At 67.7% G+C, this 23,574-nt stretch carries 23 protein-coding genes; 7 read left to right on the top strand and 16 right to left on the bottom strand.

Annotated elements, in window-relative coordinates; all coding sequences use genetic code 11:
- Nucleotides 1–160: 160 nt before the first annotated feature.
- From eutC to AB0L60_RS37835, 8 genes are all read right to left on the bottom strand, one after another.
- A complete protein-coding gene (eutC, locus tag AB0L60_RS37870) occupies nucleotides 161–952 on the bottom strand; it encodes an ethanolamine ammonia-lyase subunit EutC (protein WP_364624456.1) in 792 nt (263 codons plus the stop codon).
- Entirely contained in the window at nucleotides 949–2,361 is a 1,413-nt protein-coding gene (locus tag AB0L60_RS37865; RefSeq protein WP_364624454.1) for an ethanolamine ammonia-lyase subunit EutB, read from the bottom strand. The genes eutC and AB0L60_RS37865 overlap by 4 nt, the downstream gene beginning before the upstream one ends.
- The gene (gene eat, locus AB0L60_RS37860; RefSeq protein ID WP_364624452.1) at nucleotides 2,358–3,788 is read right to left on the bottom strand and encodes an ethanolamine permease; all 1,431 of its coding nucleotides are present in this window, start codon (nucleotides 3,786–3,788) and stop codon (nucleotides 2,358–2,360) included. Before eat ends, AB0L60_RS37865 begins: the two co-directional genes overlap by 4 nt.
- Nucleotides 3,789–3,813: 25 nt before the next feature.
- A complete protein-coding gene (locus tag AB0L60_RS37855; RefSeq protein ID WP_364624450.1) occupies nucleotides 3,814–4,368 on the bottom strand; it encodes a DUF779 domain-containing protein in 555 nt (184 codons plus the stop codon).
- Nucleotides 4,368–5,891, bottom strand: coding sequence for an aldehyde dehydrogenase (adh, locus tag AB0L60_RS37850; protein WP_364624448.1), 1,524 nt, complete (start codon nucleotides 5,889–5,891; stop codon nucleotides 4,368–4,370). The genes AB0L60_RS37855 and adh overlap by 1 nt, the downstream gene beginning before the upstream one ends.
- A 92-nt stretch (nucleotides 5,892–5,983) precedes the next feature.
- On the bottom strand, nucleotides 5,984–7,171 hold the full coding sequence (locus tag AB0L60_RS37845; RefSeq protein ID WP_364624446.1) for a transcriptional regulator: 1,188 nt from the start codon (nucleotides 7,169–7,171) through the stop codon (nucleotides 5,984–5,986).
- Between the two features lie 140 nt (nucleotides 7,172–7,311).
- The gene (locus AB0L60_RS37840) at nucleotides 7,312–7,560 is read right to left on the bottom strand and encodes a multicopper oxidase domain-containing protein (RefSeq protein ID WP_364624444.1); all 249 of its coding nucleotides are present in this window, start codon (nucleotides 7,558–7,560) and stop codon (nucleotides 7,312–7,314) included.
- 194 nt (nucleotides 7,561–7,754) lie between these two features.
- Nucleotides 7,755–8,792 (bottom strand): beta-ketoacyl-ACP synthase III, encoded by a 1,038-nt coding sequence (locus tag AB0L60_RS37835; protein WP_364624441.1) that lies wholly within the window; start codon nucleotides 8,790–8,792, stop codon nucleotides 7,755–7,757.
- Between the two features lie 97 nt (nucleotides 8,793–8,889).
- On the opposite strand from AB0L60_RS37835, the gene AB0L60_RS37830 reads away from it, so the two are divergent.
- The 3 genes from AB0L60_RS37830 (at nucleotide 8,890) to AB0L60_RS37820 (ending at nucleotide 11,080) form a co-directional block, all read left to right on the top strand.
- Nucleotides 8,890–9,474, top strand: coding sequence for a TetR/AcrR family transcriptional regulator (locus AB0L60_RS37830; protein WP_364624439.1), 585 nt, complete (start codon nucleotides 8,890–8,892; stop codon nucleotides 9,472–9,474).
- A 112-nt stretch (nucleotides 9,475–9,586) separates the two neighbouring features.
- Nucleotides 9,587–10,570 carry an aldo/keto reductase gene (locus AB0L60_RS37825; protein WP_364624437.1) on the top strand — a complete coding sequence of 328 codons (984 nt, stop codon included), beginning with the start codon at nucleotides 9,587–9,589 and terminating at the stop codon, nucleotides 10,568–10,570.
- 33 nt (nucleotides 10,571–10,603) lie between these two features.
- Nucleotides 10,604–11,080, top strand: a complete 477-nt coding sequence (locus AB0L60_RS37820; protein WP_364624435.1) for an RpiB/LacA/LacB family sugar-phosphate isomerase — start codon at nucleotides 10,604–10,606, stop codon at nucleotides 11,078–11,080.
- Here AB0L60_RS37820 and AB0L60_RS37815 read toward each other — a convergent pair.
- From AB0L60_RS37815 to AB0L60_RS37800, 4 genes are all read right to left on the bottom strand, one after another.
- The gene (locus AB0L60_RS37815) at nucleotides 11,042–12,637 is read right to left on the bottom strand and encodes an acyl-CoA synthetase (RefSeq protein WP_364624433.1); all 1,596 of its coding nucleotides are present in this window, start codon (nucleotides 12,635–12,637) and stop codon (nucleotides 11,042–11,044) included. The two genes, AB0L60_RS37820 and AB0L60_RS37815, sit on opposite strands and share 39 nt — an antisense overlap.
- Nucleotides 12,638–12,671: 34 nt before the next feature.
- Nucleotides 12,672–13,175 (bottom strand): gamma-glutamylcyclotransferase family protein, encoded by a 504-nt coding sequence (locus tag AB0L60_RS37810; protein ID WP_364624431.1) that lies wholly within the window; start codon nucleotides 13,173–13,175, stop codon nucleotides 12,672–12,674.
- Nucleotides 13,172–13,948 (bottom strand): MBL fold metallo-hydrolase, encoded by a 777-nt coding sequence (locus AB0L60_RS37805; protein ID WP_364624429.1) that lies wholly within the window; start codon nucleotides 13,946–13,948, stop codon nucleotides 13,172–13,174. The genes AB0L60_RS37810 and AB0L60_RS37805 overlap by 4 nt, the downstream gene beginning before the upstream one ends.
- Nucleotides 13,949–14,061: 113 nt before the next feature.
- Nucleotides 14,062–14,970, bottom strand: coding sequence for a hydrogen peroxide-inducible genes activator (locus AB0L60_RS37800; protein WP_364624427.1), 909 nt, complete (start codon nucleotides 14,968–14,970; stop codon nucleotides 14,062–14,064).
- A 108-nt stretch (nucleotides 14,971–15,078) separates the two neighbouring features.
- Between AB0L60_RS37800 and AB0L60_RS37795 the strand changes: the two genes are divergently transcribed.
- The 3 genes from AB0L60_RS37795 (at nucleotide 15,079) to AB0L60_RS37785 (ending at nucleotide 17,090) form a co-directional block, all read left to right on the top strand.
- Nucleotides 15,079–15,666 carry a peroxiredoxin gene (locus tag AB0L60_RS37795; RefSeq protein ID WP_364624425.1) on the top strand — a complete coding sequence of 196 codons (588 nt, stop codon included), beginning with the start codon at nucleotides 15,079–15,081 and terminating at the stop codon, nucleotides 15,664–15,666.
- 23 nt (nucleotides 15,667–15,689) lie between these two features.
- Nucleotides 15,690–16,229 carry a carboxymuconolactone decarboxylase family protein gene (locus tag AB0L60_RS37790; RefSeq protein WP_364624423.1) on the top strand — a complete coding sequence of 180 codons (540 nt, stop codon included), beginning with the start codon at nucleotides 15,690–15,692 and terminating at the stop codon, nucleotides 16,227–16,229.
- 168 nt (nucleotides 16,230–16,397) lie between these two features.
- On the top strand, nucleotides 16,398–17,090 hold the full coding sequence (locus tag AB0L60_RS37785; RefSeq protein ID WP_364624421.1) for a PhzF family phenazine biosynthesis protein: 693 nt from the start codon (nucleotides 16,398–16,400) through the stop codon (nucleotides 17,088–17,090).
- Nucleotides 17,091–17,251: 161 nt separating this feature from the next.
- Here the strand turns inward: AB0L60_RS37785 and AB0L60_RS37780 are convergent, their stop codons facing one another.
- Both AB0L60_RS37780 and AB0L60_RS37775 read right to left on the bottom strand, forming a co-directional pair.
- Nucleotides 17,252–18,478 (bottom strand): aminotransferase class III-fold pyridoxal phosphate-dependent enzyme, encoded by a 1,227-nt coding sequence (locus AB0L60_RS37780; protein ID WP_364624419.1) that lies wholly within the window; start codon nucleotides 18,476–18,478, stop codon nucleotides 17,252–17,254.
- Nucleotides 18,479–18,583: 105 nt separating this feature from the next.
- Nucleotides 18,584–19,204 (bottom strand): DUF5134 domain-containing protein, encoded by a 621-nt coding sequence (locus AB0L60_RS37775; protein ID WP_364624417.1) that lies wholly within the window; start codon nucleotides 19,202–19,204, stop codon nucleotides 18,584–18,586.
- Nucleotides 19,205–19,767: 563 nt separating this feature from the next.
- On the opposite strand from AB0L60_RS37775, the gene AB0L60_RS37770 reads away from it, so the two are divergent.
- Nucleotides 19,768–20,625 (top strand): MspA family porin, encoded by an 858-nt coding sequence (locus AB0L60_RS37770; RefSeq protein WP_364624473.1) that lies wholly within the window; start codon nucleotides 19,768–19,770, stop codon nucleotides 20,623–20,625.
- A 29-nt stretch (nucleotides 20,626–20,654) separates the two neighbouring features.
- On the opposite strand, the gene AB0L60_RS37765 is transcribed toward AB0L60_RS37770, so the two are convergent.
- A complete protein-coding gene (locus AB0L60_RS37765; protein WP_364624415.1) occupies nucleotides 20,655–22,451 on the bottom strand; it encodes a hypothetical protein in 1,797 nt (598 codons plus the stop codon).
- Between the two features lie 36 nt (nucleotides 22,452–22,487).
- Entirely contained in the window at nucleotides 22,488–23,546 is a 1,059-nt protein-coding gene (locus AB0L60_RS37760; RefSeq protein ID WP_364624413.1) for a MoxR family ATPase, read from the bottom strand.
- Nucleotides 23,547–23,574: the final 28 nt, after the last annotated feature.

Here is a 23,574-nt window from a genome sequence, read left to right as displayed (position 1 = left end):
GCGCTGGGCGGATAGGCATCCAGGTGGTCGGCGGTGGTGTCGGTCATCTCGTCTCTTCTTCTCTCGCATGCAGGCCGCGCAGAGGTGACGGCGGCACTACAACACTGGGTGGCGATCATGTCGGCCGCCGCCGTGTCCGGGGTCGGCGGCGACCCTTCGTCTATTCGGCTGTATCCAAAATCGTCAGTGCCGCAGTGGAAGCCAATTCTTGGGCGCGGGAGGTGTCCTTGAGGTCCACGCCGGATCTGCCGAGCTTCCGTGCGCCGGAGATCAAGCTGGACACCACCTTTGCCGCCTGGTGGTAGCCGAGGCCTTCGGGCGGATGAATATTGGAGATGCAGTTGCGGTCGGCGTCGGTTCGGCCGGGCCGTGGTAGGTGAGTGAGGTAGATGCCGAGGCTGTCGGCCACCGAGAGGCCAGGGCGTTCACCGATGAGGACGACCAGGGTGCGTACGCCCATGGCGGTGGCGATGTGATCCCCCAGGGCGACACGGGCCTGGGTGGCGATGACCGGTGGCGCGATCGAATAGGTGTCGGCGAGTTCTTCGGCGATGGCGGCAAGAAGAGGTGCGCCGTGGTTCATGAGGGCGCGCGGTGACAGTCCGTCGCCGAGAACGAAGCCGAGGTCGGCACCGGTGTGGGGGACGGCGGTCAGGTCGTCGGGGAGTCGGCCGAGGTCGGGGCGGCGCAGGTATTCGGGACGAGAGGTGGCCCGGCTGCGGATGGTCACGGGTGTGCCGAGGCCGACCGTTTCGACCCGAGCTGCCAAGACGGGCACGTCGAGTGGCAGGTGTACCGCATCGCGGGCCGCAGCGTGCGCCGAGCGGAATTCGAGCACATTCGCCGTCGGCAGTGCGTCGCCGACGCGGCCTAGACCGATCCTGGACTGGGTGCTCGGGCGCAGCATGTCCCAGAAGTCTTGCGGCGTTCGTTCTCCGCGTTCGATGCTCATAGCGCTCCGGTCAATTCGCGTAATGGGGAGGAGGCGATTTCGACAGGCAGTATCCGCCCGCCCGCGTCGGCCATGCCAAGTCCTTGCAGCCACGTCTCGAACTCCGGTGCGACGCGCAGGCCGAGTACCCGCCGCGCGTATAGGGCATCGTGGAAGCTGAGGCTCTGGTAGCCGAGCATTACGTCATCGGCGCCTGGCACCGCGATAACGAACGCCGCTCCGGCCGCGCCGAGGAGAGTGACCAGGGTGTCCATATCGTCTTGGTCGGCTTCGGCGTGGTTGGTGTAGCAGACATCGACGCCCATGGGCAGGCCGAGCAATTTGCCGCAGAAGTGGTCTTCGAGGCCGGCGCGGATGATCTGTTTGCCGTCGTAGAGATACTCGGGGCCGATGAAGCCGACGACGGTATTCACCAAGAGCGGCTGCAGATCTCTCGCCACGGCGTACGCGCGGGCCTCCAGGGTCTGCTGGTCGACGGGTTTGCCATCGGTGCCCAGATGCGCGTTCGCCGACAGCGCCGATCCCTGTCCGGTTTCCAGGTACATCACATTGTTGCCGACGGTGCCGCGATGCAGCGATCGCCCCGCTTCGTTGCCTTCGCGCAGCAGCGCAATATTCACTCCGAAGCCGGTATTCGCACCTTCGGTGCCCGCGACGGATTGGAAAACCAGATCCACCGGAACACCTTTCTCGATCAGCTCGATCGTCGTGGTCACATGCGAGAGCACGCACGACTGGGTGGGAATGGCGAAGCGCTGACGGATCTCGTCGAGTAGATGGAGCAGATCCGCGGTGGCATGCGGGGAGTCTGTCGCCGGATTGATGCCGATCACCGCGTCACCGCAGCCGAGGAGCAGTCCATCGAGGGTCGCCGCGGCGATACCCCGCGGGTCGTCGGTCGGATGGTTGGGCTGCAGACGGGTGCTCAGTCGCCCGGGCAGCCCGATCGTTGTACGGAAGCCCGCCGTCACCTCGGTGGCACGTGCTACCGCAATCAGGTCCTGGTTGCGCATGATTTTGCTGACCGCGGCCACCATTTCCGGTGTCAGCCCTGGGGATACCGCCCGCAGCCTGGCGGCGGCATCGTTGCGGGCCGATGTCTCCATCAGCCAGTCCCGCAGACCGCCGACGGTCAGATGCGAGAGCGCTTGGAAGGCAACGCGATCGTGCGAGTCGATGATCAGTCGGGTGACCTCGTCGTCCTCGTAGGGCACCAAGAGTTCTCGGAGGAACCAGTCGAGCGGCACCTCGGCGAGCGCCCACTGCGCGGCCGCGCGTTCGGCGTCCGATGCCGCCGCACAGCCGGCCAGTTCGTCGCCGCCACGCCGTGGCGTCGCCTTGGCCATCAATTCGACGAGACCGTCGAAGGTGTAGTTGGTGCCGCCGATCTGCTGGTGGTAGACCGTCATTCGAGCTCCTCCTCCGCCTTGGCCAGGGCGGCGAATTCCTCGTCCGGCGAGTTGGCGACCAGGTGATGGCGGCTGTAGAGACCGAAGTAGGCCATGAACCCGGCGAAGGCGAGCAAGGCCCAGGTCGCGGCGGTGCGGTCGACGAGGAAGGTGGCGATGACAGCCGTGCAGGCGATCACGAGGGCGAAGGCCGTGGTGAGAATCCCGCCTGGGGTGCGATACGGCCGGGGCATGTTCGGCTCCCGGACGCGCAGCACGATGTGGCTGATCATCATGAGGACGTAGCTCAGCGCCGCGCCGAAGACGGCCATGTTCAGCAGCATCGCGCCCTCACCGGTCAGCGAGAGTGCGAATCCGATGATGCCGGGCACGATGAGCGCGAGCATGGGCGCTTTGCGCGCGTTGGTGACCGACAGGCTCGTCGGCAGATATCCGGCCCGCGAGAGCGCGAAGGTCTGGCGCGAGTAGGCGTAGACGATCGAGAAGAAGCTCGCGACCAACCCGGCCAGACCGATGTAGTTGACGAGCTTGCCGGCACCCGAATCCCCGAGCGCCGCGACCAGCGGGTTGCCCGAACTCGAAATCGCTTTGGCGCCGAGAGCTCCGGTCGCAAGGAACAGCACCATCGCGCCGGTGGTGATCAGCACCAGCATGCTGATGGTGATGCCCTTGGGCACGTTCTTCTCAGGTTCCCGTGCTTCTTCGGCGGCCAACGGCACACCCTCCACCGCCAGGAAGAACCAGATCGCGAACGGCACCGCAGCCCAGATCCCGAAGTACCCGAACGGCAGGAACGACGAACTGCCCACCGCCGCGGGATCTGCCGGAATGTCGGTCAGGTTCCCAGCGTCGAACAATCCCCACGCCGACACCACGAAGACGGCCAACCCGACCAACGCGATCGCGGTGATGACGAACATCGCCTTGAGCGCCTCACCGGCACCGGTGAGATGAATGCCGATGAACAGCGCATACACGGCCAGATAGACCCACCAGCCGTCCGTGATCCCGAACAGATTCAGCGATTCGACATACGCACCGATAAAGGTCGCGATGGCCGCGGGCGCGATGGCGTACTCGATGAGGACGGCCGCGCCAGTGGCGAATCCGCCCCAGGGCCCGAGCGCGCGCCGGGCGAAGGTGTAGCCACCGCCCGCCGCGGGCAATGCCGAGGACATCTCGGCCATGCCCAGCACCATGGCCAGATACATGCCCGCGATCACCACGGTGGCGATGAGCAAGCCTCCGAAACCGCCCTGCGCCAAGCCGTTGTTCCAGCCGGCGTAGTCGCCGGAGATCACATAGCTGACGCCGAGACCGGCGAGAAGCAACCAGCCCGCAGACCCCGATCTCAGGGTTCGCTTCGCAAGGTAAGCACTGTCCTGGTTGTGGTCGTCGTGGGTGGGCTGATCAGTGGGGATCGCCATCGCGACCTCCTTCTTGCTGGATGAATCACACAGAGTTCTTGGGTGTTCCGCGAGGAACAGGACACGCATCGGCCGCTCGGCCGACAACCTGGGGTTGGGCTGGTGTTGTCGGACGCGCGCCGCGCTCCCAGTCCGCACCTGTCAAGGTTTCGGTCCGGGCCAGCGCGAGTAGTTCGGCGTGCTCGAAAACCCTTCCGCGACTGAGGAATCGAAGTCCTTCCGGCGATTCCAGGCTGAATCCGGAACCACGTCCCGGTACGGCGTCGAGGACGAGCTGGGTGTGCTGCCAGGCCGCGAACTGCGGACCCGAGATCCACACCGGCGCAGTATCGTCCGGTGCGGGAGGAGTGTCGGGCAGTTCGTCGACCAGCAACCGCAGATCGAGCAGTCCGAGGAGGACATCGTGGCCGCCGACCACGAATTCGCCTGCGGGATAGCACATCGGGGCCGAGCCATCACAGCATCCGCCGGATTGGTGCAGCATCAGCGGTCCGTGCAGACCGCGGAGGCGACGGAGCAGATCCATCGCCGCCACGGTGACAAGCACCCGCCGGGGGATTACCGCAGCGGCATCGACCATCAGAAGAAGCCTTGCGCCTTCGACGCGTAGCCGACCAGGAGGTTCTTCGTCTGCTGGTAGTGGTCGAGCATCATGTGGTGGTTCTCGCGGCCGATCCCGGACTGCTTGTACCCTCCGAACGCCGCATGCGCGGGGTACTGGTGGTAGGTATTGGTCCACACCCGCCCGGCCTGGATGTCGCGGCCGGCCCGGTAGGCTACCGCGCCGTCGCGTGACCATACGCCCGCGCCGAGCCCGTAAAGGGTGTCGTTGGCGATCTTGATGGCATCGTCGTAGTCGGCGAACGAGGTCGCGGAGACGACGGGGCCGAAGATCTCTTCCTGGAAGATCCGCATCGCGTTGTGTCCAGCGAACACCGTGGGCTGCACGTAGTAGCCGCCGGACAGGTCGCCGCCGAGGTCGGCGCGCTCACCGCCGGTGAGCAGAGTTGCGCCCTCGCCCTTGCCGATCTCGATGTAGGAGAGGATCTTTTCGAGCTGATCGTTGCTGGCTTGCGCGCCGATCATGGTCTCCGTATCGAGCGGATTGCCCTGTCGCACAGCCTTGGTGCGCACCACGGCAGAGGCCAGGAATTCGTCGTAGATATCAGCCTGGATGAGCGCGCGCGATGGACAGGTGCAGACCTCGCCCTGGTTGAGCGCGAACATGGTGAAACCTTCCAGGGCCTTGTCCTGGTAGTCGTCATTCGCGGCGAGCACATCGGAGAAGAAGATGTTCGGGCTCTTGCCGCCGAGCTCCAGGGTGACCGGAATCAGATTCTGGGAGGCGTACTGCATGATCAGGCGGCCGGTAGTGGTCTCGCCGGTGAACGCGATCTTCTTGATTCGTGGACTCGACGCCAGTGGTTTGCCTGCCTCGACGCCGAAACCGTTGACGATATTGACAACGCCGGGCGGCAGCAGATCTCCGATGAGACTGATCAGGAACAGGATCGAGACCGGCGTCTGTTCGGCCGGCTTGAGGACAACGGCATTGCCTGCGGCGAGGGCAGGTGCGAGCTTCCAGGTGGCCATCAGAATCGGGAAGTTCCACGGAATGATCTGGCCGACCACGCCGAGCGGCTCATGGAAGTGGTAGGCGACGGTGTCGACATCGATCTCCGACAGCGAGCCCTCCTGGGCGCGGATCGCGCCGGCGAAGTAGCGGAAGTGGTCGATCGCGAGCGGGATGTCGGCGGCCAGGGTCTCGCGGATCGGCTTGCCGTTGTCCCAGGTCTCTGCGAGGGCGATCGCCTCGAGGTGCTGCTCCATCCGGTCCGCGATCTTGTTCAGGATGATGGCGCGCTCGGCAACCGAGGTCTTGCCCCAGGCCGGTGCGGCGGCATGGGCGGCATCGAGAGCGAGTTCGATGTCCTCGGCGGTGCCACGGGCGACCTCGCAGAACGGCTGACCCGTGACCGGGGTCGGATTCTCGAAGTACTGCCCCTTGACAGGTGCTACCCACTCGCCGCCGATCCAGTTGTCGTAACGAGCCTGGAACGACATGACGGCATCGGGTGTTCCTGGGCGGGCAAAGACGGTCATCGAATGCTCCTCGGTCTTGTGACTTTTCCTGCAGCAGGTGTGACCCGGAACACTAGGAGCAACCATGTTGCACAACAGTTGCAAGAAACTGGTCAGATGCCCAGCCTGCGGTCCAGCAGCGCCAGCTTGGACTTGACCTGGGCATACATCGAGGACTGTCGGTCGAGCGAGGCAAGGTAGGCGGTCCACGCCGCAACGTCGTCGCGCCCATCGACCGAACTGGTCCACTGGCCGAGGAGTCGGCGATCGCCCGCCGTCAGCAGAGCGGCGCGCAGGCAACCACGCAACTCGGTGCGCAGCTCGGTAATGCCGGGCGCCAGCGAGCGGGGCAGAATCGGGCCCGGGTAGGCGCGCATTGCCGCCGCCGCGTCGCCGCGCCCCAGTGCCCGTCGAACCTCGTTGACATCGGTGTCGAGCTCCATCAGCAGTCGGTATGGTCGCGAGCCGAGGCTGTTGGCGCCCAACAGCTTTCGCACCCGGGAGAGCTCCGCACGCACCGTTACCGGATCCAACTCCGATTCGTCCAGCAGCATGGCGAGGTGGTCGGCGCTCAAACCCTCCGGATGGTCGGCCAGCAGCAACAGGATCTCGGCATGCCGCTGCGACAGGCGGATGCGCTCACCGCCGCGGGTCAGAGTCGGCCGATCCGAGCCGAGCACCCGCAGTTGCGTCGTCGTGTCGAGCGGTTCGGGCGCATTGAGCAGGTGTAGCCGTAGCTCGGATTCCGCAGCCACCACTGTCGCCCTGATCAACGACAACACCTCCACCGCGGCGACGCGCGGGCCACCGGTGATGTCGATGGCGCCGATGGTCCGGCCGGTCAGCGGATCGTGCACAGGGGCTGCCGAGCAGCTCCACTCGTGCACGGCGCGGCTGAAATGTTCGGCCCCGAAGAACTGCACGTGGTGATCGAGGGCGAGCGCGGTACCGGGGGCATTGGTACCGACCCTGTCTTCGCTCCAGTCGGCGCCCTCCACGAAGTTCATGGCAAGAGCTCGGTCCTTGGCCTTCGAATCGCCCTCGACCCAGAGCAATCGCCCCTCGGCGTCACTGATCGCTACGAGCAGCCCGGCCTCGGCGGCGTCTTCGACCAGCAGCTTTCGCACGACCGGCCGGATAAGCGCCGTTGGATGCGCGGCCCGATACCGCTGCAGGTCCAGACCATCGAGATCCACCCCGTCTCCGAAGTCGTCGGGGTTGACACCGTTGCTGCGGCTGCGACGCCAGGAATCGAGAACCACCGGGCGCACCGAGTAATACTCGGGGCGCAGGGTCGGCATCTGGTCCACACCTTCGAGGAAAGAGCGGTGAGCGGACGACACTCGCTGCGTCAACTGTGTGAGGTCATCATCCGGCCTGACGGCGACCCAGGGGTTGCCGCGCGCTGCTGTGTTCAATCCGTTTCCTTCGCGTTTGCCCGCTAGGCATTGTAATACTGGTCACAGCGTTGGTTCACGGTGGTGGAGCTGTAGACGATCACTCCGGGCATGCCCGCTTGGTCGATGTGCGGGTGGAGGAAACAGGTGCCTGCGGCGGGGACGGTGATCCGGTAGCGGAATGTGCCACCAGGCGTCACCGCAGGCTGGGTGAGGTCGGGCAGGCCGTCCTTATCGTTACGCGGTGCGACCGGGCTGACCGCGGAGTCCAAGGCGTCGCCATTGGCGTGCACGGCAGGGAAAGCGGAGGCGAAGGCGAACTCATCGTTTGCTGGACCGCTGCTAGAAACGACACGATCGCCGCAGCCTCTCAAATCGAGAGTGCCGCGACGACCGTGTGAACCCGCGACTTCCGTGCGAGGGCGCTTCTCATTGGTACGGTTTCCGTCGCTTCACACAACGGATTTCGTTGTCCGCGGTCCGATCGTCAGGCGATGGCGGGGAGTTTGACCACCTGACCGGCGTAGGCCAGGCCCGCACCGAAACCCAGCAGCAGCGCGGTGTCGCCCGGCCGGGACGCGCCGGAGCGCAGCAGCTGCTCCATGGCCATCGGGATCGACGCGGCGCTGGTGTTACCGGTCTCGGCGATATCCCTTGCGACAGCAACGCTTTCGGGCATGTGCAGGGTGCGCACCAGCGCGTCGGTGATGCGGCTGTTGGCCTGATGCGGCACGAACGCGTGCAGATCCTCGACGGTGACGCCCGCCTGATCCAGCGCGTCGCGGCACGCCTTCTCCAAGAACGTGACGGCCCAACGGAATACGGCCGTACCGTTCATCCGGATGTACGGCCGCACCGTGCTGCCGCCGGTCGCCTCGGCTTCCGCCACCTCGGCGAAGTACTGCTGAAAGTCCTTGTCCTGCTTGATCGCCGCAGTCTGACTGCCGTCCGAACCCCAGGCCACCGGCCCGATGCCCTCGGCCTCCGACGGTCCCACCACGACCGCGCCAGCGCCGTCGGCGAAGATGAACGCGCAGGTCCGGTCCTCCTGGTCGAGCAGGTCCGAAAGCCGTTCCACACCGATCACCAGCACATGCCGGGCCTGTCCGGCGCGCACCAGGTTGGCGGCGTTGGCCAGCGCGTAGCAGAAGCCCGCGCAGCCGGCGGAGACGTCGAAGGCGGCGGTATCGTGCATGCCGAGTTCGGTGGCGACGACGGCGCCGGCCGACGGCCCCAGCACCATCTGGGAGGACGTGGCCAGGATGACCGCGTCGATCTGCTGTGCGGTGACGCCCGCGGCCGCGAGCGCGTCGGCGGCGGCGGCGGTGCTCATGCTCACGATGGTCTCGTCCGCTTCGGCCCAGTGGCGGGCCTCGATGCCGGAGCGGGTCCGGATCCATTCGTCCGAGGAGTTGATGCGGTCGACGATCTCGGCATTGGGGACCACCCGGCGTGGTCGGTACACGCCCAGGCCGAGCAGCGCGGCGTGGGCGACCGGGGTGGCGGTGGCGATCTGGGCTGACATGCGCGGAATTCCTCTTTTCCCATATGAACCGATCGGTCCACATGGGAAAGGTTTAACATGGACCGATCGGTTCACACAAGGGCTGGAGGGATTTGCAATGACGGCGGGACCGCGCGCCCGATTGATCGCGAGCACCATCACCACCGTCCAGGAGCACGGCGTGCACGCGGCCGGGCTGAACGAGCTACTCAAGCGCAGCAATGCCTCCCGAAACTCGCTGTACCAGCACTTCCCGTCCGGCAAGGGCGAATTGGTGGCGACCGCCGCCCGCATCGTGTCCCGCATGGTCTACTCGCACGTGAGCCGCATGTCCGACGCACTGCCGGGCGCGCCCTCACTGGCGGCGTGGGTAGACGAACTGCTCGGCTTCTGGCGCGGCCAGCTGGAGACCAGCGAGTTCCGGGCGGGCTCGTTCATGATGGCCGCCGCTCTCGACGAACTCGACCCGGCACTGCAGTCGGCGGCCGGGCAGGCGTTCTCCGAATGGACCGCGCGGCTGGCCGACGGATTGGTGGCGGCCGGGGTCGAGCGCGCGACGGCGTGCTCGCTGTCGGGTTTCGCACTGTCGGTGATCGAGGGCGCGATCGTGCAGAGCCGGGCGCTGAAATCCGCCCTGCCCTTCACCGACGCGGGCACCCAGCTCACCGTCCTGCTCCACCACCACATGCCGAACCGCCGGTGAGTGTGCGACTGCGCGGTTTCCTGGTTGACCTGGAGCACACTCCAGGTCGTAGCGTCGTGTCCGTGCGCGGCTCCCGCCGCGAATTCCAGTCCTACCGAGGAGGATTCACCGCATGATCGCGACCAGGAAGCTCGGCGAACTGACCGTCGGCGCGCAGGGCCTCGGCTGCATGGGCATGAGCCACGCCTACGGCGTGCACGACGATGACGCCGAGTCCATCGCCACCATCCACCGTGCTCTGGACCTCGGCGTCACCCTGCTCGACACCGCCGATGTCTACGGGCCGGAAACCAATGAGCGCCTGGTGGGCCGCGCCATCGCCGACCGCCGCGACAAGGTGGTCCTCGCAACCAAGTTCGGCATCATCTGGGGCGACAAGGGCGCGATGGGCGCCCGCGGCGACGCCGCCTACGTGAAGCAGTCCTGCGATGAATCCCTCGCACGGCTCGGCGTCGACCACATCGACCTCTACTACCAGCACCGCGTCGACCCGAACGTGCCGATCGAGGAGACCTGGGGCGCCCTGGCGCAGCTGGTCCAGGCGGGCAAGGTCCGTTACCTCGGCATCTCCGAAGCCTCGGTGGACAGCATCCGCCGCGCCCACGCCGTCCACCCGGTGACCGCGCTCCAGAGCGAATGGTCCCTCTGGACCCGCGATATCGAGGCCGAGATCCTCCCCGCCTGCCGCGAACTCGGCATCGGCATCGTCCCCTTCTCCCCGCTGGGGCGCGGCTTCCTCACCGGCGCGATCACCTCGACCGCCGACCTCCCGGCCGACGACATGCGCCGCCGCCTGCCCCGTTTCGCCGACGGCAACTTCGACGCCAATCTCGCCATCGTCGCGGCACTGCGCAGCCTCGCCGACGAAAAGGGCGTCACCCCCGGTCAATTGGCACTGGCCTGGGTCCAGTCCCGGGGTCAGGACGTGGTCCCCATCCCCGGCACCAAGCGCCGCACCTACCTCGAGCAGAACGTCGCGGCCGCCGAGATCACGCTGACCGCCGAGGACCTGGCCCGGATCGAGGCCGCCGCCCCCTCCGGCACTGTCGCGGGCGCCCGATACCCCGAGGAACTGGCGCGCGCGGCCGGTCGATGACCGTCCGCCCGCCGCAGCGGCGATACTGCATCCATGAGGATTTCGGTTGCCGCTGACGAGGACACCGGCGTGGCCGCGGCCGTGGTCGAGGAGCTGCGGGCCCGCGGGCACGAGGTGACCGTGCACGGTGCGCTGGAGCCCGCGGAACGGGACGACTGGGCCTGGGCCAGTGAGGCCGCGGCCCGGGATGTCGCGGAGGGACGGGCCGAGCAGGCGGTGGTGTGCTGCTGGACCGGGACCGGCGCCTCCATTGCGGCGAACAAGGTGCCTGGGGTGCGGGCGGCGCTGTGCGTGGACGCGTATACCGCCGAGGGAGCACGGAAGTGGAATGACGCCAACGTGCTGGCATTGAGTCTGCGGCTCACCTCACGGGCGCAGCTGGCCGAGATTCTGGATGCCTGGTTCGCCGGGGCCCCGAGTGCGGACCCCGGCGATCGCGCGAATATCGCGCACCTGGACGGGATCGCGGGATCAGGCCTCGGTGGCGAGATGGGCGTGGGCGGTGCGTAGTTCGCGTTTGAGGATCTTGCCGCTGGGGTTCTTGGGGAGCGCCTCGACGAACGTCACGTACTTGGGGACCTTATAGCCGGCGAGCCGCTGCTTGCAGTGCGCGATGACGGTGGCGGCGTCGGGGTCGGTTCCATTGCGGGCCACCACGATCGCGGTGACGGCTTCGATCCAGTGCGGGTGCGGGATGCCCACCACGGCGGCTTCGGAGATCTCGGGGTGCTCGTAGAGGACCTCTTCGACCTCGCGGCTGGCGACGTTCTCGCCGCCGGTCTTGATCATGTCCTTCTTGCGGTCGACGACGCTCAGGTAGCCGTCGGCGTCCAGGACGCCGAGGTCGCCGCTGTGGAACCAGCCGTTGCGGAAGGCTTCCGCGGTTTTCGCGGGGTCGTTCCAGTAGCCGAGCATGGCCTGCGGAGAGCGGTGCACGATCTCGCCGACCACGCCGACGCCCACCGGAACGTCGTCGTCATCGACCACGCGGGTCTCGACATTGAGGGCCGGGCGGCCCGCCGAACCGGGCTTGGTCAGCTGGTCCTCGGGCGCGAGGACCGTGGCCAGCGGCGCGAGTTCGGTCTGGCCGTAGAAGTTGGTGAGCCCCACCCCGGGTAGCCGCTCGGAGAGTTCGACCAGCACCTCGACCGGCATGATGCTGGCGCCGTAGTAGCCCTTGCGCAGGGACGACAGGTCATAGCCGTCGAAGTCGGGATGCCGCAGCAGCGACACCCACACGGTCGGCGGGCAGAACAGTTTGGTGGCGCGCTCGGTTTCGATGGCGCGCAGGATCATCGCGGGATCGGGGCTCGGCAGCAGAATGCTGGTCGCGCCGAGCCACAGGTCGGGCGTGAGGAAGCAGTGCAGCTGGGCGCAGTGGTACAGCGGCAGCGCGTGCACCTCGATGTCGTCGGCGCTCATGCGCCCGTCCACCACCGCACTGGTGTACTGCGCGATGAGCCCGCGGCTGGACAGCACCGCGCCCTTGGGGCGGGATTCGGTGCCGGAGGTGTACATGATCTGGATGGGATCGTCGTCGCCGACGAACACCTGTGGCGCCGAGGCGTCAGGATGGTGTTCCCACGCGCTCACGTCCTCCCACCCGGCCGTCGCGGGCAGCCCGCCCAGCCCGATCCAGCCGAACAGCCGGATCTCGCTGTCGCCCAGCTGTTTCACCGCGGCCTCGGCCTCCCCTGCCAGTCCGTCCTCGGTGATCAGCGCGACAGCCCCGGAGTGTTCGAGGATGAAGGCCACCTCGTCGGCGGTGAGCATGAAGTTGATCGGCACCGAGATCGCGCCCAGCCGCGCCAGCGCGAAGTACACGAGCACGAACTCACGGCAATTGTGCGAATAGATCGCGACCCGATCGCCCTGCGTCACACCGCGATCGGCCAGGCTGTGCGCGACCCGGTTCACCGCCGCATCGAGATCGGCGTAGCTCTCCCGCCGCTCCCGCCAGACCAGCGCGGTCTTGTCCGGGACCCGGGCGGCGCTGCGCCGCAGGAGATCTCCGAGCGCCTGCGACCGCGCGCCCGCCACTGTTGGCTCAGTGCCCTCTGCATCCATGCGATCAACTTCTACCGCACGAATGTGTCCCGCGTCATACAGTCTCGCTGAGCAGGACGAGATTTCGGCGCCACGCAGCGCATTTCCCGACGTAACGCGGCAGGTGCTCGGAGGCGAACGCCGCGGGCGACCACTCGAAGTCCTCGACCTCGGCGGTCCAGGCATAGGTCCATGCGTAGCCGACCCGCTCCCCCGCGTGTACGGATACCGGCAGCAGATCGTATTCGTCGTCCTCGAAAGCGTCGAGCACCCGCCACTCGTCGGCGGTCAGCCCGGTGAGCAGGTACCCCTCGGTCACGGAGCCGGTCGAGGTCACCAGTCCCGGATACGCGCGGCCGGGCAGCGCCGCCGCCCGCCGCCCGATCGAACGCGCGGGTTCCATGGCCGGTACCCGCCCGATCAATTCGGTCAGCACCGGGCCGAATTGCAGAGTCCCATAGACGAACAGGGGCTCACCCGCCGCCGGCAACCGCGATCGGCACCACCGCGAACCGCGGGGCGGCGGAGCGGGGAGTTCCCAAGAGCCGGGGCTGGTCATCTGCCGGCCGTACGGGCGAAAATACCCGCGTCGTGCGAGTTGATGATGGTCACCTGGTGACCGTGCAGCTTCCTGAGTTCCCGCAGTCGACGCTGATTGGCCCGATACGCCTCGCCAGCAATGGCTCCGGTCTCGTACACCTTCCACCAGAACGGCGTGAACGGCTCCTCGGGATGGATGCTGGACTCCGCGAAGAACGAGTCCCCCGCGTGCAGCAGCCACCCGCTGCCGTGGTCGATCGCGACCCCGGCGTGCCCGCGGGTGTGGCCCGCCAGCGGCACCACCAGGATTTCCGGCGGCAGCCCGGGCAGGTCACGCACCGCGGTGAACCCGAACCAGTCCTCGCCGCCCTCGACCTCGTTCACCATCCACTTGGGCCCGTGCGCCCACTGCGCGGCCCGGTAGCGTAACCGCTCGGACAGGGTGGGTGTGGCGGTGGCGGCACGGAATTCGGGTCCGTGCACATGCACAGTGGCCTCGGGGAAGTCCGACAGCCCGCCGGAGTGGTCCAGGTCGAGATGGGTCAGGATGACGTGGCGGACATCGCGCGGGTCATAGCCCAGTCGCTGGATCTGGCGCACCGCCGTCTCGGCCTCGGCCGGCTTCGCCCCCAGCAGGAAACGGCCAGCACCCACCATCTTGCCGGGCTGCCGCACGGCCTCCAGCCCGAACCCGGTGTCGACGAGCACGAGCGCGTCCCGGGTCTCGATGAGCAGGCAGTGATCGATCAGGCCGAATCCCATGGTGCCGCAGTTCAGGTGGTGAATCCGCATAGGCCCGAGCGTTTCAGACACCCTGTGGTGACGCAACCGCGCAGGTTGCCGGAATTGCCGGGGTCGCCGCCCAGCGCGGTACGAGGGGTCAGCGCCGTGCACCCCGCATGGGGTCAGCGCGGCCGGCATTCCCGGATGATCTCGGAGAGCTGGTCGTAGTCGTCGCCCCGGGCGGTGGAGGAGCGGAACGCCAGTCCGACCGTGCGGCCCGGCGCGGGCGCGGCGAAGGTCGCGATGTCCAAAGTGCCGCGCGCGGTTTCGGCGGCCACCGCCATGGCCGGGATCAGCGTGACGCCGAGATCGCCCGCGACGCACTGCACCACCGTGGCCAGCGAGGCCGCACGGGTGTCGCCGACCGCACCCGGCTGCGCGTCGTGCGCCCGGCACAGTTCCAGGGTCTGGTCGCGCAGGCAGTGGCCCTCATCGAGGAGCAGCAGCGGCTGCGCGTCCAGGTCGGCCGGTGTCAGGTCGGTGCGCCCGGCCAGTTCGTGCTCGCGCGGCAGCACCAGCACGAACTCCTCGGTGTAGAGCGGTATCTCGACCAGTCCGGCGACATTGGTGGGCAGCGCCAGCAGCGCCACGTCCAGGACGCCCGAGCGCAGCCCGTCCAGCAGCCGGGCGGTGCGGTCCTCGATGACATGCGGCACCAGAGCGGGCACCCGCGCACGCAATTCGGGCAGCAGCCGGGGCAGCACGTACGGCGCGATGGTCGGGATGATGCCGAGCCGCAGGGTGCCGCGCAGCCCCTCACCAGCAGCGGAGGCGACAAATCGGTCAGCTGCCTCGAGGGTGGCAATGGCTTGCGGCAGTAGCCGTTTGCCGTCGGCGGTGACCAGGACCCGGCGCGTACTGCGCTCGATCAAATGGAGCCCCAGTCCGTTTTCCAATGATGCCAATGCCTGCGATAACGTGGGCTGGCTCACGCCCAGCCGCGTCGCCGCGGTGCCGAAGTGCCGGTATTCCGCGATGGCAGCGAACGCACGCAGCTGTGACAGGGTGGGCTGATAAGTTTGATCAGTCACACCTATCAGTATAGTGCGACCGATCACGTTTACCTCTCACCGCAGTTCGGCAATGATCGTATATACGTCTCGACACAATCGACACGACTACATATGAGGAGAGCAAGCATGGCCCTGCTGACCATCGGCGATCAGTTCCCCGCCTACAACCTGAAGGCTGTCATCGGCGGCGATCTCTCGAAGGTGAACGCTCAGCAGCCCGACGACTACTTCACCCAGATCTCGAGCGACGACTACGCCGGCAAGTGGCGCATCGTCTTCTTCTGGCCCAAGGACTTCACCTTCGTGTGCCCGACCGAGATCGCCGCCTTCGGCAAGCTGAACGAGGAGTTCGCCGACCGCGACGCACAGGTGCTGGGCGCCTCTGTCGACAACGAGTTCGTCCACTTCCAGTGGCGCGCCCAGCACGAGGACCTCAAGACCCTCCCGTTCCCGATGCTGAGCGACCTCAAGCGCGAACTGGCCACCGCCACCGGCGTTCTCAATGCCGACGGCGTCGCCGACCGCGCCACTTTCATCGTCGACCCGAACAACGAGATCCAGTTCGTGTCCGTCACCGCCGGTTCGGTGGGCCGCAATGTCGAGGAGGTGCTGCGGGTGCTGGACGCGCTGCAGTCCGACGAGCTGTGCGCCTGCAACTGGAAGAAGGGCGACCCGACCATCCAGGCCGGCGAGCTCATGGCCGCGTCGGTGTAACAAGGCTCACAAGGGAATTCGTCGTGACCATCGAAAATCTCAAGAACTCGCTACCCGAGTACGCCAAGGATCTGAAGCTCAACCTGTCCTCGCTGGCGCGCACCACCGTGCTCAACGAGCAGCAGCTATGGGGCACCCTGCTGGCCTCGGCCGCGGCCACCCGCTCGGCGACCACACTGCGCGAGATCGCCGAAGAGGCGGCCGACGTGCTGTCCGCCGAGGCGTACAACGCCGCGCTCGGCGCCGCGTCGATCATGGGCATGAACAATGTGTTCTACCGCGGCAAGGCTTTCCTGGAGGGCCGCTACGACGATCTGCGCGCGGGCCTGCGCATGCAGATCATCGGCACGCCGGGCGTGGACAAGGCCGATTTCGAGCTGTGGTCGTTCGCGGTCTCCTCGATCAACGGCTGCCAGCACTGCCTGGAGGCGCACGAGCACACGCTGCGCGAGGCGGGCGTCTCGCGCGAGGTGATCTTCGAGGCGCTGCGCGCCGCCGCGATCGTGGCGGGCGTGGGCCAGGCCGTGGCATCGACCGAGGCGCTGGCCACCGCCGCCGTCTAGTCGAGTCCAGCCGAAAGGGCTGTACGCCTGCGGGTGTACAGCCCTTTTCTGCATTTGCTCATCGATTGCCGCAATACAGTCGCCGGTCGGATCGGAAAGCGCCCTGGCCAACGAGCCAGGCATACGCGGGCCTCCCGCGAATCGATAACTTCGGTAAGCTCGCTTGACATGACCGTTCCGGAAAGTGATGGCGCTCAAATCGAAGTCGTGCGCGTGTTCACCGACGCGGCCGGGCGTTTCGGCAATCTGCTCGGCATCGTCCGCCGCTCCGCCGTCGAGAATGCCGACCATCAGGCGCTGGCGGCCCGCGTGGGCTACAGCGAGACCGTGGTGGTCGACGACCCGGTCGACGGGCGCGTGAAAATGCGTATCTACACCCCTGCCACCGAGCTGCCCTTCGCCGGGCACCCCACGGTCGGCACCGCGTGGTGGCTCAATGACCAGCTGCAACCCGTGAAGATCATCGACGTGCCCGCCGGGCCGGTCGAGGTGACCCTCTCCGAGGGCCTGACCTGGGCCCGGGCCCGGGCCGAATGGGCCCCGACCTTCGAATTCCACCAGTTCGAGGATCCGGCCGAGATCGCCACCCTGGATCCGGCCGACTTCCCGGCAGGCCAGCACTACTGCTGGGCCTGGACCGACGAGCCGCGCGGTGCGGTCCGCGCTCGAATGTTCGCCCCCGCCATGGGAGTTCCCGAGGATCAGGCCACGGGCGCGGCCGCCATCGCGCTGACCGCCCTGCTCACCCGCGGGCTGAACATCACGCAGGGCGAAGGCTCCCAGATCTTCACCGAATGGGATTCCGACGGCTGGGCCCGGGTCGGCGGCCGCGTGGTCGCCGATCACCCGATCCTCATCTAGCGGCAAAACCCTTTCGGCACACCGTGACCCGATCGGCCCGGACGGCCTACGCCGCCGGGCCGATGCGCTGCCCGAAGGCGAGCCGATGGCCGCCCGGGATGCGCAGCACGAAATCCCGCAGCCCACGGGCACTAGCGTTCGGGCACTCCGCCCGGTCCGATTCAGCCCAGAGCGCGGGCGAAGCGGTCGGCCATCTCCGCGACCTGGGCCTCGGTGATGACGAACGACGGCGAGATCTGCAGGGCGCCCTGACCGGCGGCGCGGGTCGAGACACCGTGGGCGCGAAGGGTTTTCACCGTGGCGAGGGCCTCGGCCGGGTCGGCCAGCTGGACCGCGGCGACCGCACCCAGGCCACTGCGCACCTCGGCGACCCGCGGGTGCTCGGCCAGCGGCGAGAAGTACTGGTGCAGCAGGGATTCCAGGTTCTTGCTGGCGTCCAGCAGGTGCTCGCGCTCGACGATGTCGAGGTTGGCCATGGCAGCGGCGGCCGCGCCGGCGTGACCGCCATAGGTGTAGCCGTGCCGCCACCAGACGCCGCCGGCGAAGAACGGCTCGGCGACGCGGGGCGCGACGAAGACCGCGCCCATGGGGACGTACCCGGAGGTGAGGCCCTTGGCGGTGGTCATGAGGTCGGGTTCCAGGCCGAAACGCGAGGAGGCGAACCAGGATCCGCCGATGCGGCCGAAGCCGGTGACGACCTCGTCGGCGACGAAGAGGATGTCGTTGTCGCGGCAGATCCGCCGGACCTCGGTGAGGTAGCCCTCCGGCGGCAGATGCACCCCGCCCGCGCCGATGATGGGCTCGGCGAAGAACGCGGCGATCCGGTCCGCGCCGACCTCCTCGATGAGGGCGGTCAGTGCCTTGGCCTGATCCCATTCGATGGTGCGGGTGTCGGGCATGAGGACGCCGGTGTAGCCCTCGGAATTGACCGGGATGCCGGACAGCGCGGTGCCGCCGACATGCATGCCGTGGTACGCCTTCTGACGGCCGACCAGGATGGTCTTCTCCGGGCGGCCCAGCTCCTGCCAGTACCGGCGGGCCAGCTTGGCGGCGGTGTCGACGCCGTCGGATCCGCCGGACGTGAAGAAGATCTTGCTGCCGGGCACCGGCGCCAGGGCCGAGAGCCGTTCGGCCAGATCACGGGTCACCGGTGAGGCCAGATCACCGAAGTTGGAGTAGTGCGCGACCTGGGTCAGCTGCGTGGCGACCGCGTCGGCGATCTCGCGGCGGCCGTGCCCGATATTGGCGAACCAGAGACCGCCGGTGGCGTCGAGGTACCGTGTCCCGCCCTCGTCCCAGATGTACGCGCCCTCGCCGCGCGCCACCACGAACGCCCCGTCCCGCTCGACCGCACCCATATCGGCGAAGCCATGCCACAGCGAACCCATCCAGAGCACCTCCATCACCCGATATCGGCCACGCCCATCCGGGCGAACCGACCTTTCTTCACCATCTCACCATCACGACGGTGAACAGGTCGAACGGCCCCCGGGTCACCCGGCCGCGGCGGCGACGAGCATGTAGGCGGTGCCGAGATCCATGACCAGGTGCGGCAACACGGCCAGCGATCCGGCCATGCCCATGGGATGCGGGAACACCCGTGGCAACCGGTGGCGCAGCGCCGGCACCGCCATCACCGCCGCGTCCGCCGCGAACAGCGCCGCCAGCATCAGCACCGGACCGGGCGCGGGCCCCGCGGGCCCGTGCCCACCGTGTTCGTGCGGCCCGTGCCCGCTCATCGCGTACAGCATCGCCGCGGCCCCCAGCGCGTGATACGCGAACGCGCCGACCGTGCCGCCCCCGGTGTCCGGGTCCGAAATCCCGCTGCGCCACCGCAGCATCCGATCTCCCAGCATCAGCGTGTACACGACCACCATGGCCGTCAGCACCCCGCGCATCGCGTGCGGGTCGGCAACCGTCGGAAACACCAGCATTCCCAGCATGACCAGGCACATCACCAGGTGTGCGGCATCCGACTCCCGATCCGCGCGCAACCCGGCGCACGGGTCCGGGCGCGCCGTGCCCAGCCTGGCGGCCACCAGGGCGGCGGCCAGGCAGAAGGCGATCACCGCGACCCACCGCACCACCCCGTACTGCTCGACGAATACCGCCACACCCCACCACCTCTCACCGCGGCGACCGGCTCCCCTTCCATGCTGACACCGTCCGGCCCCGTCTCCCCCGCCTTTCCCCTGCCGAATCCCCCGCCCGGGCACCGCCACTGGGGTCCTGCAGGCCGGTCTCGGCGACCCCGCAGCGAACAAGAATCAGTGCAGCTCGAAACCTATTTCCGGCAATGTATTTCGTGACGAGCATTTCCCGGCTGGCAGGAATTACCCGGTCGACACGCCTTATCGCCGCGTTCGCTACCCGGCCCGATGTCTCCGATACGCTCTATTTGCCAGCCATTAGCGGCTGTTCCTGCGATATCGAACTCTGGAAGAAACGCTAGCGCACATCTTCGAGAAAGGATCCAGGTTTGCGGCGTCTACTAATCGTCGCCGCGGCGGGCACGGCCGTGGCAACCCTGGGGGTCCTGGGCGTGTGGGCCTGGGGTGCCGATGTGGGCAGAGCCCAGCCACCCGGCGCGGATGTAACCGGTTCGGGAGTTCATGTGACGGCATCGGTCGACAGCGTCGGGGTGAATGCACCCGGGAACCGGACTCCGAATTTCCTCATGACGTTCTCGCACGCCGCGCAGATGTCCGGTGATTATTCGGTCAATGTGGAGGGTGACCCGATCACGGCCGGTCAGGCCGTAGCAGGGTTCATCCTCGGCTGCGGGATCAGTGTGGCCGGCGGCTTCACCGTCGGAATCGAGCCCAATCAAGGCTGGGCCGGCGCCCTTGCCCCGACAGTGAGCCCTGCAACCCCTGCGAGCCCTGCCAGCGATGTCAGCGCGCCGATCGCGACGGTCACGCCCATCCCGAGTACGCCCATCGCCTCTGACACCACACCCAGCGCCATCACACCCACTACCAGCCCAGCCCGCGTTACCTTACGCACTACCAGCCCAGCCCGCGCCGCCTTGACCACTACCAGCCCAGCCACTATCACCCCAGCGACTACCACCCCAGCCAGCGCCACTCCAACCACTACCACCCCAACCACTACCACTACCACCCCAACCACCCCGACCACACCAGCCAGCGCCAGCCAAACCACCCTGACCACACCAACGACCCCAACCACCCCGACCACACCAACGACCCCAACCACGACCACGACCACGACCACGACCACGAGTGCCAGCCCGCCCAGTATCGACCTCGGACCCAGCGTCGGTGGGGCGCTGGGCGTGACCGAAGTCTTGACGGCCACCTTGGGTCCCGGCCAGGTCACTATCGCGACGACGGCGACGTCGGCCCTGGACAACACCACCGTGTTCCCGTACCGCATCACGTTCAACAACGCCGCGTTGAATGTCGCCCAATGCGTCTCGCCGGTGTCGGCCGTCCCCTTCGTCACGACCACGGTGAGTACCGCGCAGGGGGTGGTGCAGACCACCGCCTACGGCGATCAGTTCACCTTCTGAGGCAAAGCCGATTCGAGAAGTGTTGGGGGTCAGCGGATCCGGAAGACCGGTCCGCGGGGGCGGAACGGCAGCGCGGCGCCCGCCGGGATCAGGAAGGCGTGTTCGTGGCGGACGCGCAGGACATCGATCATGCCATCGGTGATGACCAGAATCGGTCCGTCGGCCGGGAAGTCGTCGGCGCGTTCGAACAGCCGGATGCCCGGTTGCAGCACGGTGCCGCCGCGACCGCGCACGCGGATGCGGGAGGCGATCTCGCCGACCGGCAGGTATCCGGCATCGTGGGCGGCCGCGTCGCAGAACACGACTCGGGCACGCGGCACGTCGCGAGCGAGGGCGTAGGACGCGATGGCGCCCAGCCCCTTGCCCATCAACTCCTCCGACATCGAGCCCGAGGTGTCCAGCACCACGCCGAAGGTGGGCAGCCGCACCGATTCCTCCGGGCGCGCCCAGGCCGGGCGCGGAATATCGGGAGTCGCGGACTGGCGGCGTGCGGCGCGGGCGTAGCTGCGGCGCTTCTCGACGGCCGGGACGTGCTCGTCGAACCATTGCGCCAGTTGGGCATCCCAGGGCAGCGGCGGCTGATCGAGCGCGCGGATCTCCTGTTCCAGTCCGGCCGGGAGCAGTCCGCGGCCGCTGGACTGATGGTAGGCCAGGCCGGTGTGCAGGGCATTGCGGTAGTACTCGTCCAGGTCCAGGTAGCGGCCCGGAGTGTGGCTGTGCGGCAGCGGTTCTCCGAGGATGTCGCTCTTGCCGCGCCCGCGCAGGGTGGCGATCTTGCGCAGGCGACGCAGATCGGTCGCGATGCGGTCGTAGACCTGTTCGGCCGAAAGGCCTTTCAGCTGCGGGTCGTACAGCAGCCCCTCGGGCAGCTCCCCCACGCCCATCTCGACGAGCCAGCCGTTGACCACGTAATCACAGGCGACATTGAACAGGTAGTGGTCACGCCAGCCCGCGCGGTCACCGTGCCGCAGCGCCGCGTGCAGCATTTCGTGCGCGAGGACGAAGCGCCACTCTTCAGCGGACAGCGCCGCGAACGGATTGATGTAGATCTCGGCCGCCTCGGCATTGACCGCGGCGATCGAAATGTCCCAGCCGCGAGCGAGATCCGCGTCGGCGACGATCGTCATGCCCGCGGCCAGCGCGCCCAGCAGTGGATAGGACGACACGAACCAGCTGAGCGCCCGGTCCCAGACCCGCAGGGTCGCGGCCTGCCCGCGCGTGACATCGCGGCCGGCCTCGGCCAGCGCCTCCCGGGCCGCCTCGCCGATACCGGCGGCGAAGCGCGACTGATGATCGCGCTTGACGGCGGTCTCGGGCGTGTCGACGAAGAAGTCCGGGAACTCGGTGCGGCGGTAGGGCTCCGGGACGCTCGACCGCCACCAGCGCTCGGCCAGGCCACGTTCATCCGACCCGCCGGGCGGGGGCGGCAACTCGTGCGGCGGGCGGCCGATCTTCAGGGTCAGCAGGTACTGGTCGACCACCGCGCAGCAGGCGGCTCGATAGACCGGATGGGGCTGACTCGACGCCGTGATCCAGGTGCGCGCGTAGACATTCGGCTCCAGGGCACGCTCCGGCAGGACGCGTGGATCGAGATGGCCGAACCCCGCATGCAGCAGCAGATGCGCGAATACCCACGCCCATTCGTCGGCGGAGCCACGCCGCTTCGAGTCGTAATAGACAGTGCCCCAAGGTGATACGACCGCCCATACATCTTCGGGCAGGCGGCCGTCGATGTCGATGGACCCGTTCTGGATCCGCCGGAACATCGGATGCTGACACACCTGCCGCCACCCGGTGTCGAGATTCTCCCGCCATGGGTCGATCACCCTGCCGCGCTTGCGATTCGAGCGTCCGGCCACCGGCTACCGCCGCGCCGCCAGCCGCGGCAGATCGCGGGTGACCTCGACCAGGAACCAGGACGGCAGCACCGGCAGCCCATCGTCGTCCGCGGCAATGACGAGCTGCGCGCACTCGACCGAGATCTCGGCCAGCTCGGTGAGCATGGTCTTGGCGCGCAGCGAGAACCGTTTCACCCCGGGCGACGTGTGCTCGCGGGATGCGGGAAGTTCCTTGACGAGCCGGGCCCGGAATGCCTCCGACAGGAAGTACAGCAGGTCGCGGTCGGCGGGATTGCGGGGCCAGCCCGCCTCACCCTTGACGACGACCTCCAGGTCGTAGGCGTGCCGCACGGTCTTGACGAAGGCGCGGAAGCCGGAAGCGTGTGCGGCGGTGAGTATTCCGGACGACAGCACCGCCAGGGTGGTGTCGTCGATGTCGTCGCCGTAGGAGTGCAGGGCGTCGGAGAGCATGTGCCAGCCGCGCGGAGTGGAGAATGGCTGTTCGGTCTTGGGCGGCTGCGCCCACAGGTGATCGGGCCGCTGCATGACATACTCGATCACCCAGGCATGAATGCCGTTGCCGGCGGCCCATTTCAGCCAGTCGTCGACGTCGGCGCGCAAGTGCACGTGCACCATGCGATTGACCAGCGCGGAGGCCATGGGGCGGGCGAGGGCGTTGTCGGTGGCGCGGTTGCCCGCACCGATCACGACCGATCCGGCGGGCAGTTCGTAGGCGCCCACGCGCCGGTCGAGAATCAGTGAGTAGAACGACTTCTGGACTTCCGCGGGCGCGGCATTGAGTTCGTCGAGGAACAGGCAGTACGGCTGCTCGCGGGCGATCATCTCCGGCGGCGCGAACCGGCTGCGATTCTCGATGATCTGCGGTACGCCGATGAGGTCCTCGGGGGCCAGCTGCGTGCCCAGCAGGGTGACGCAGTCCAAGCCGAGCGCCTCGGCGAAACCGCGCACCAGCGAGCTCTTCCCGATTCCGGGCGCTCCCCACAGAAATACCGGACGCACCACCGCGACGTGCAGCAGCAGCTCCGGCAACTGGTCCGGAGTCACCGTGACAGTCGCTTCCAAATCGTCCTTTCGAGTCGGATGTGGACCC

Source organism: Nocardia sp. NPDC051981 (assembly GCF_040680715.1).
GTDB lineage: Bacteria > Actinomycetota > Actinomycetes > Mycobacteriales > Mycobacteriaceae > Nocardia.
This window is presented reverse-complemented; position numbering and strand designations above follow the sequence as displayed.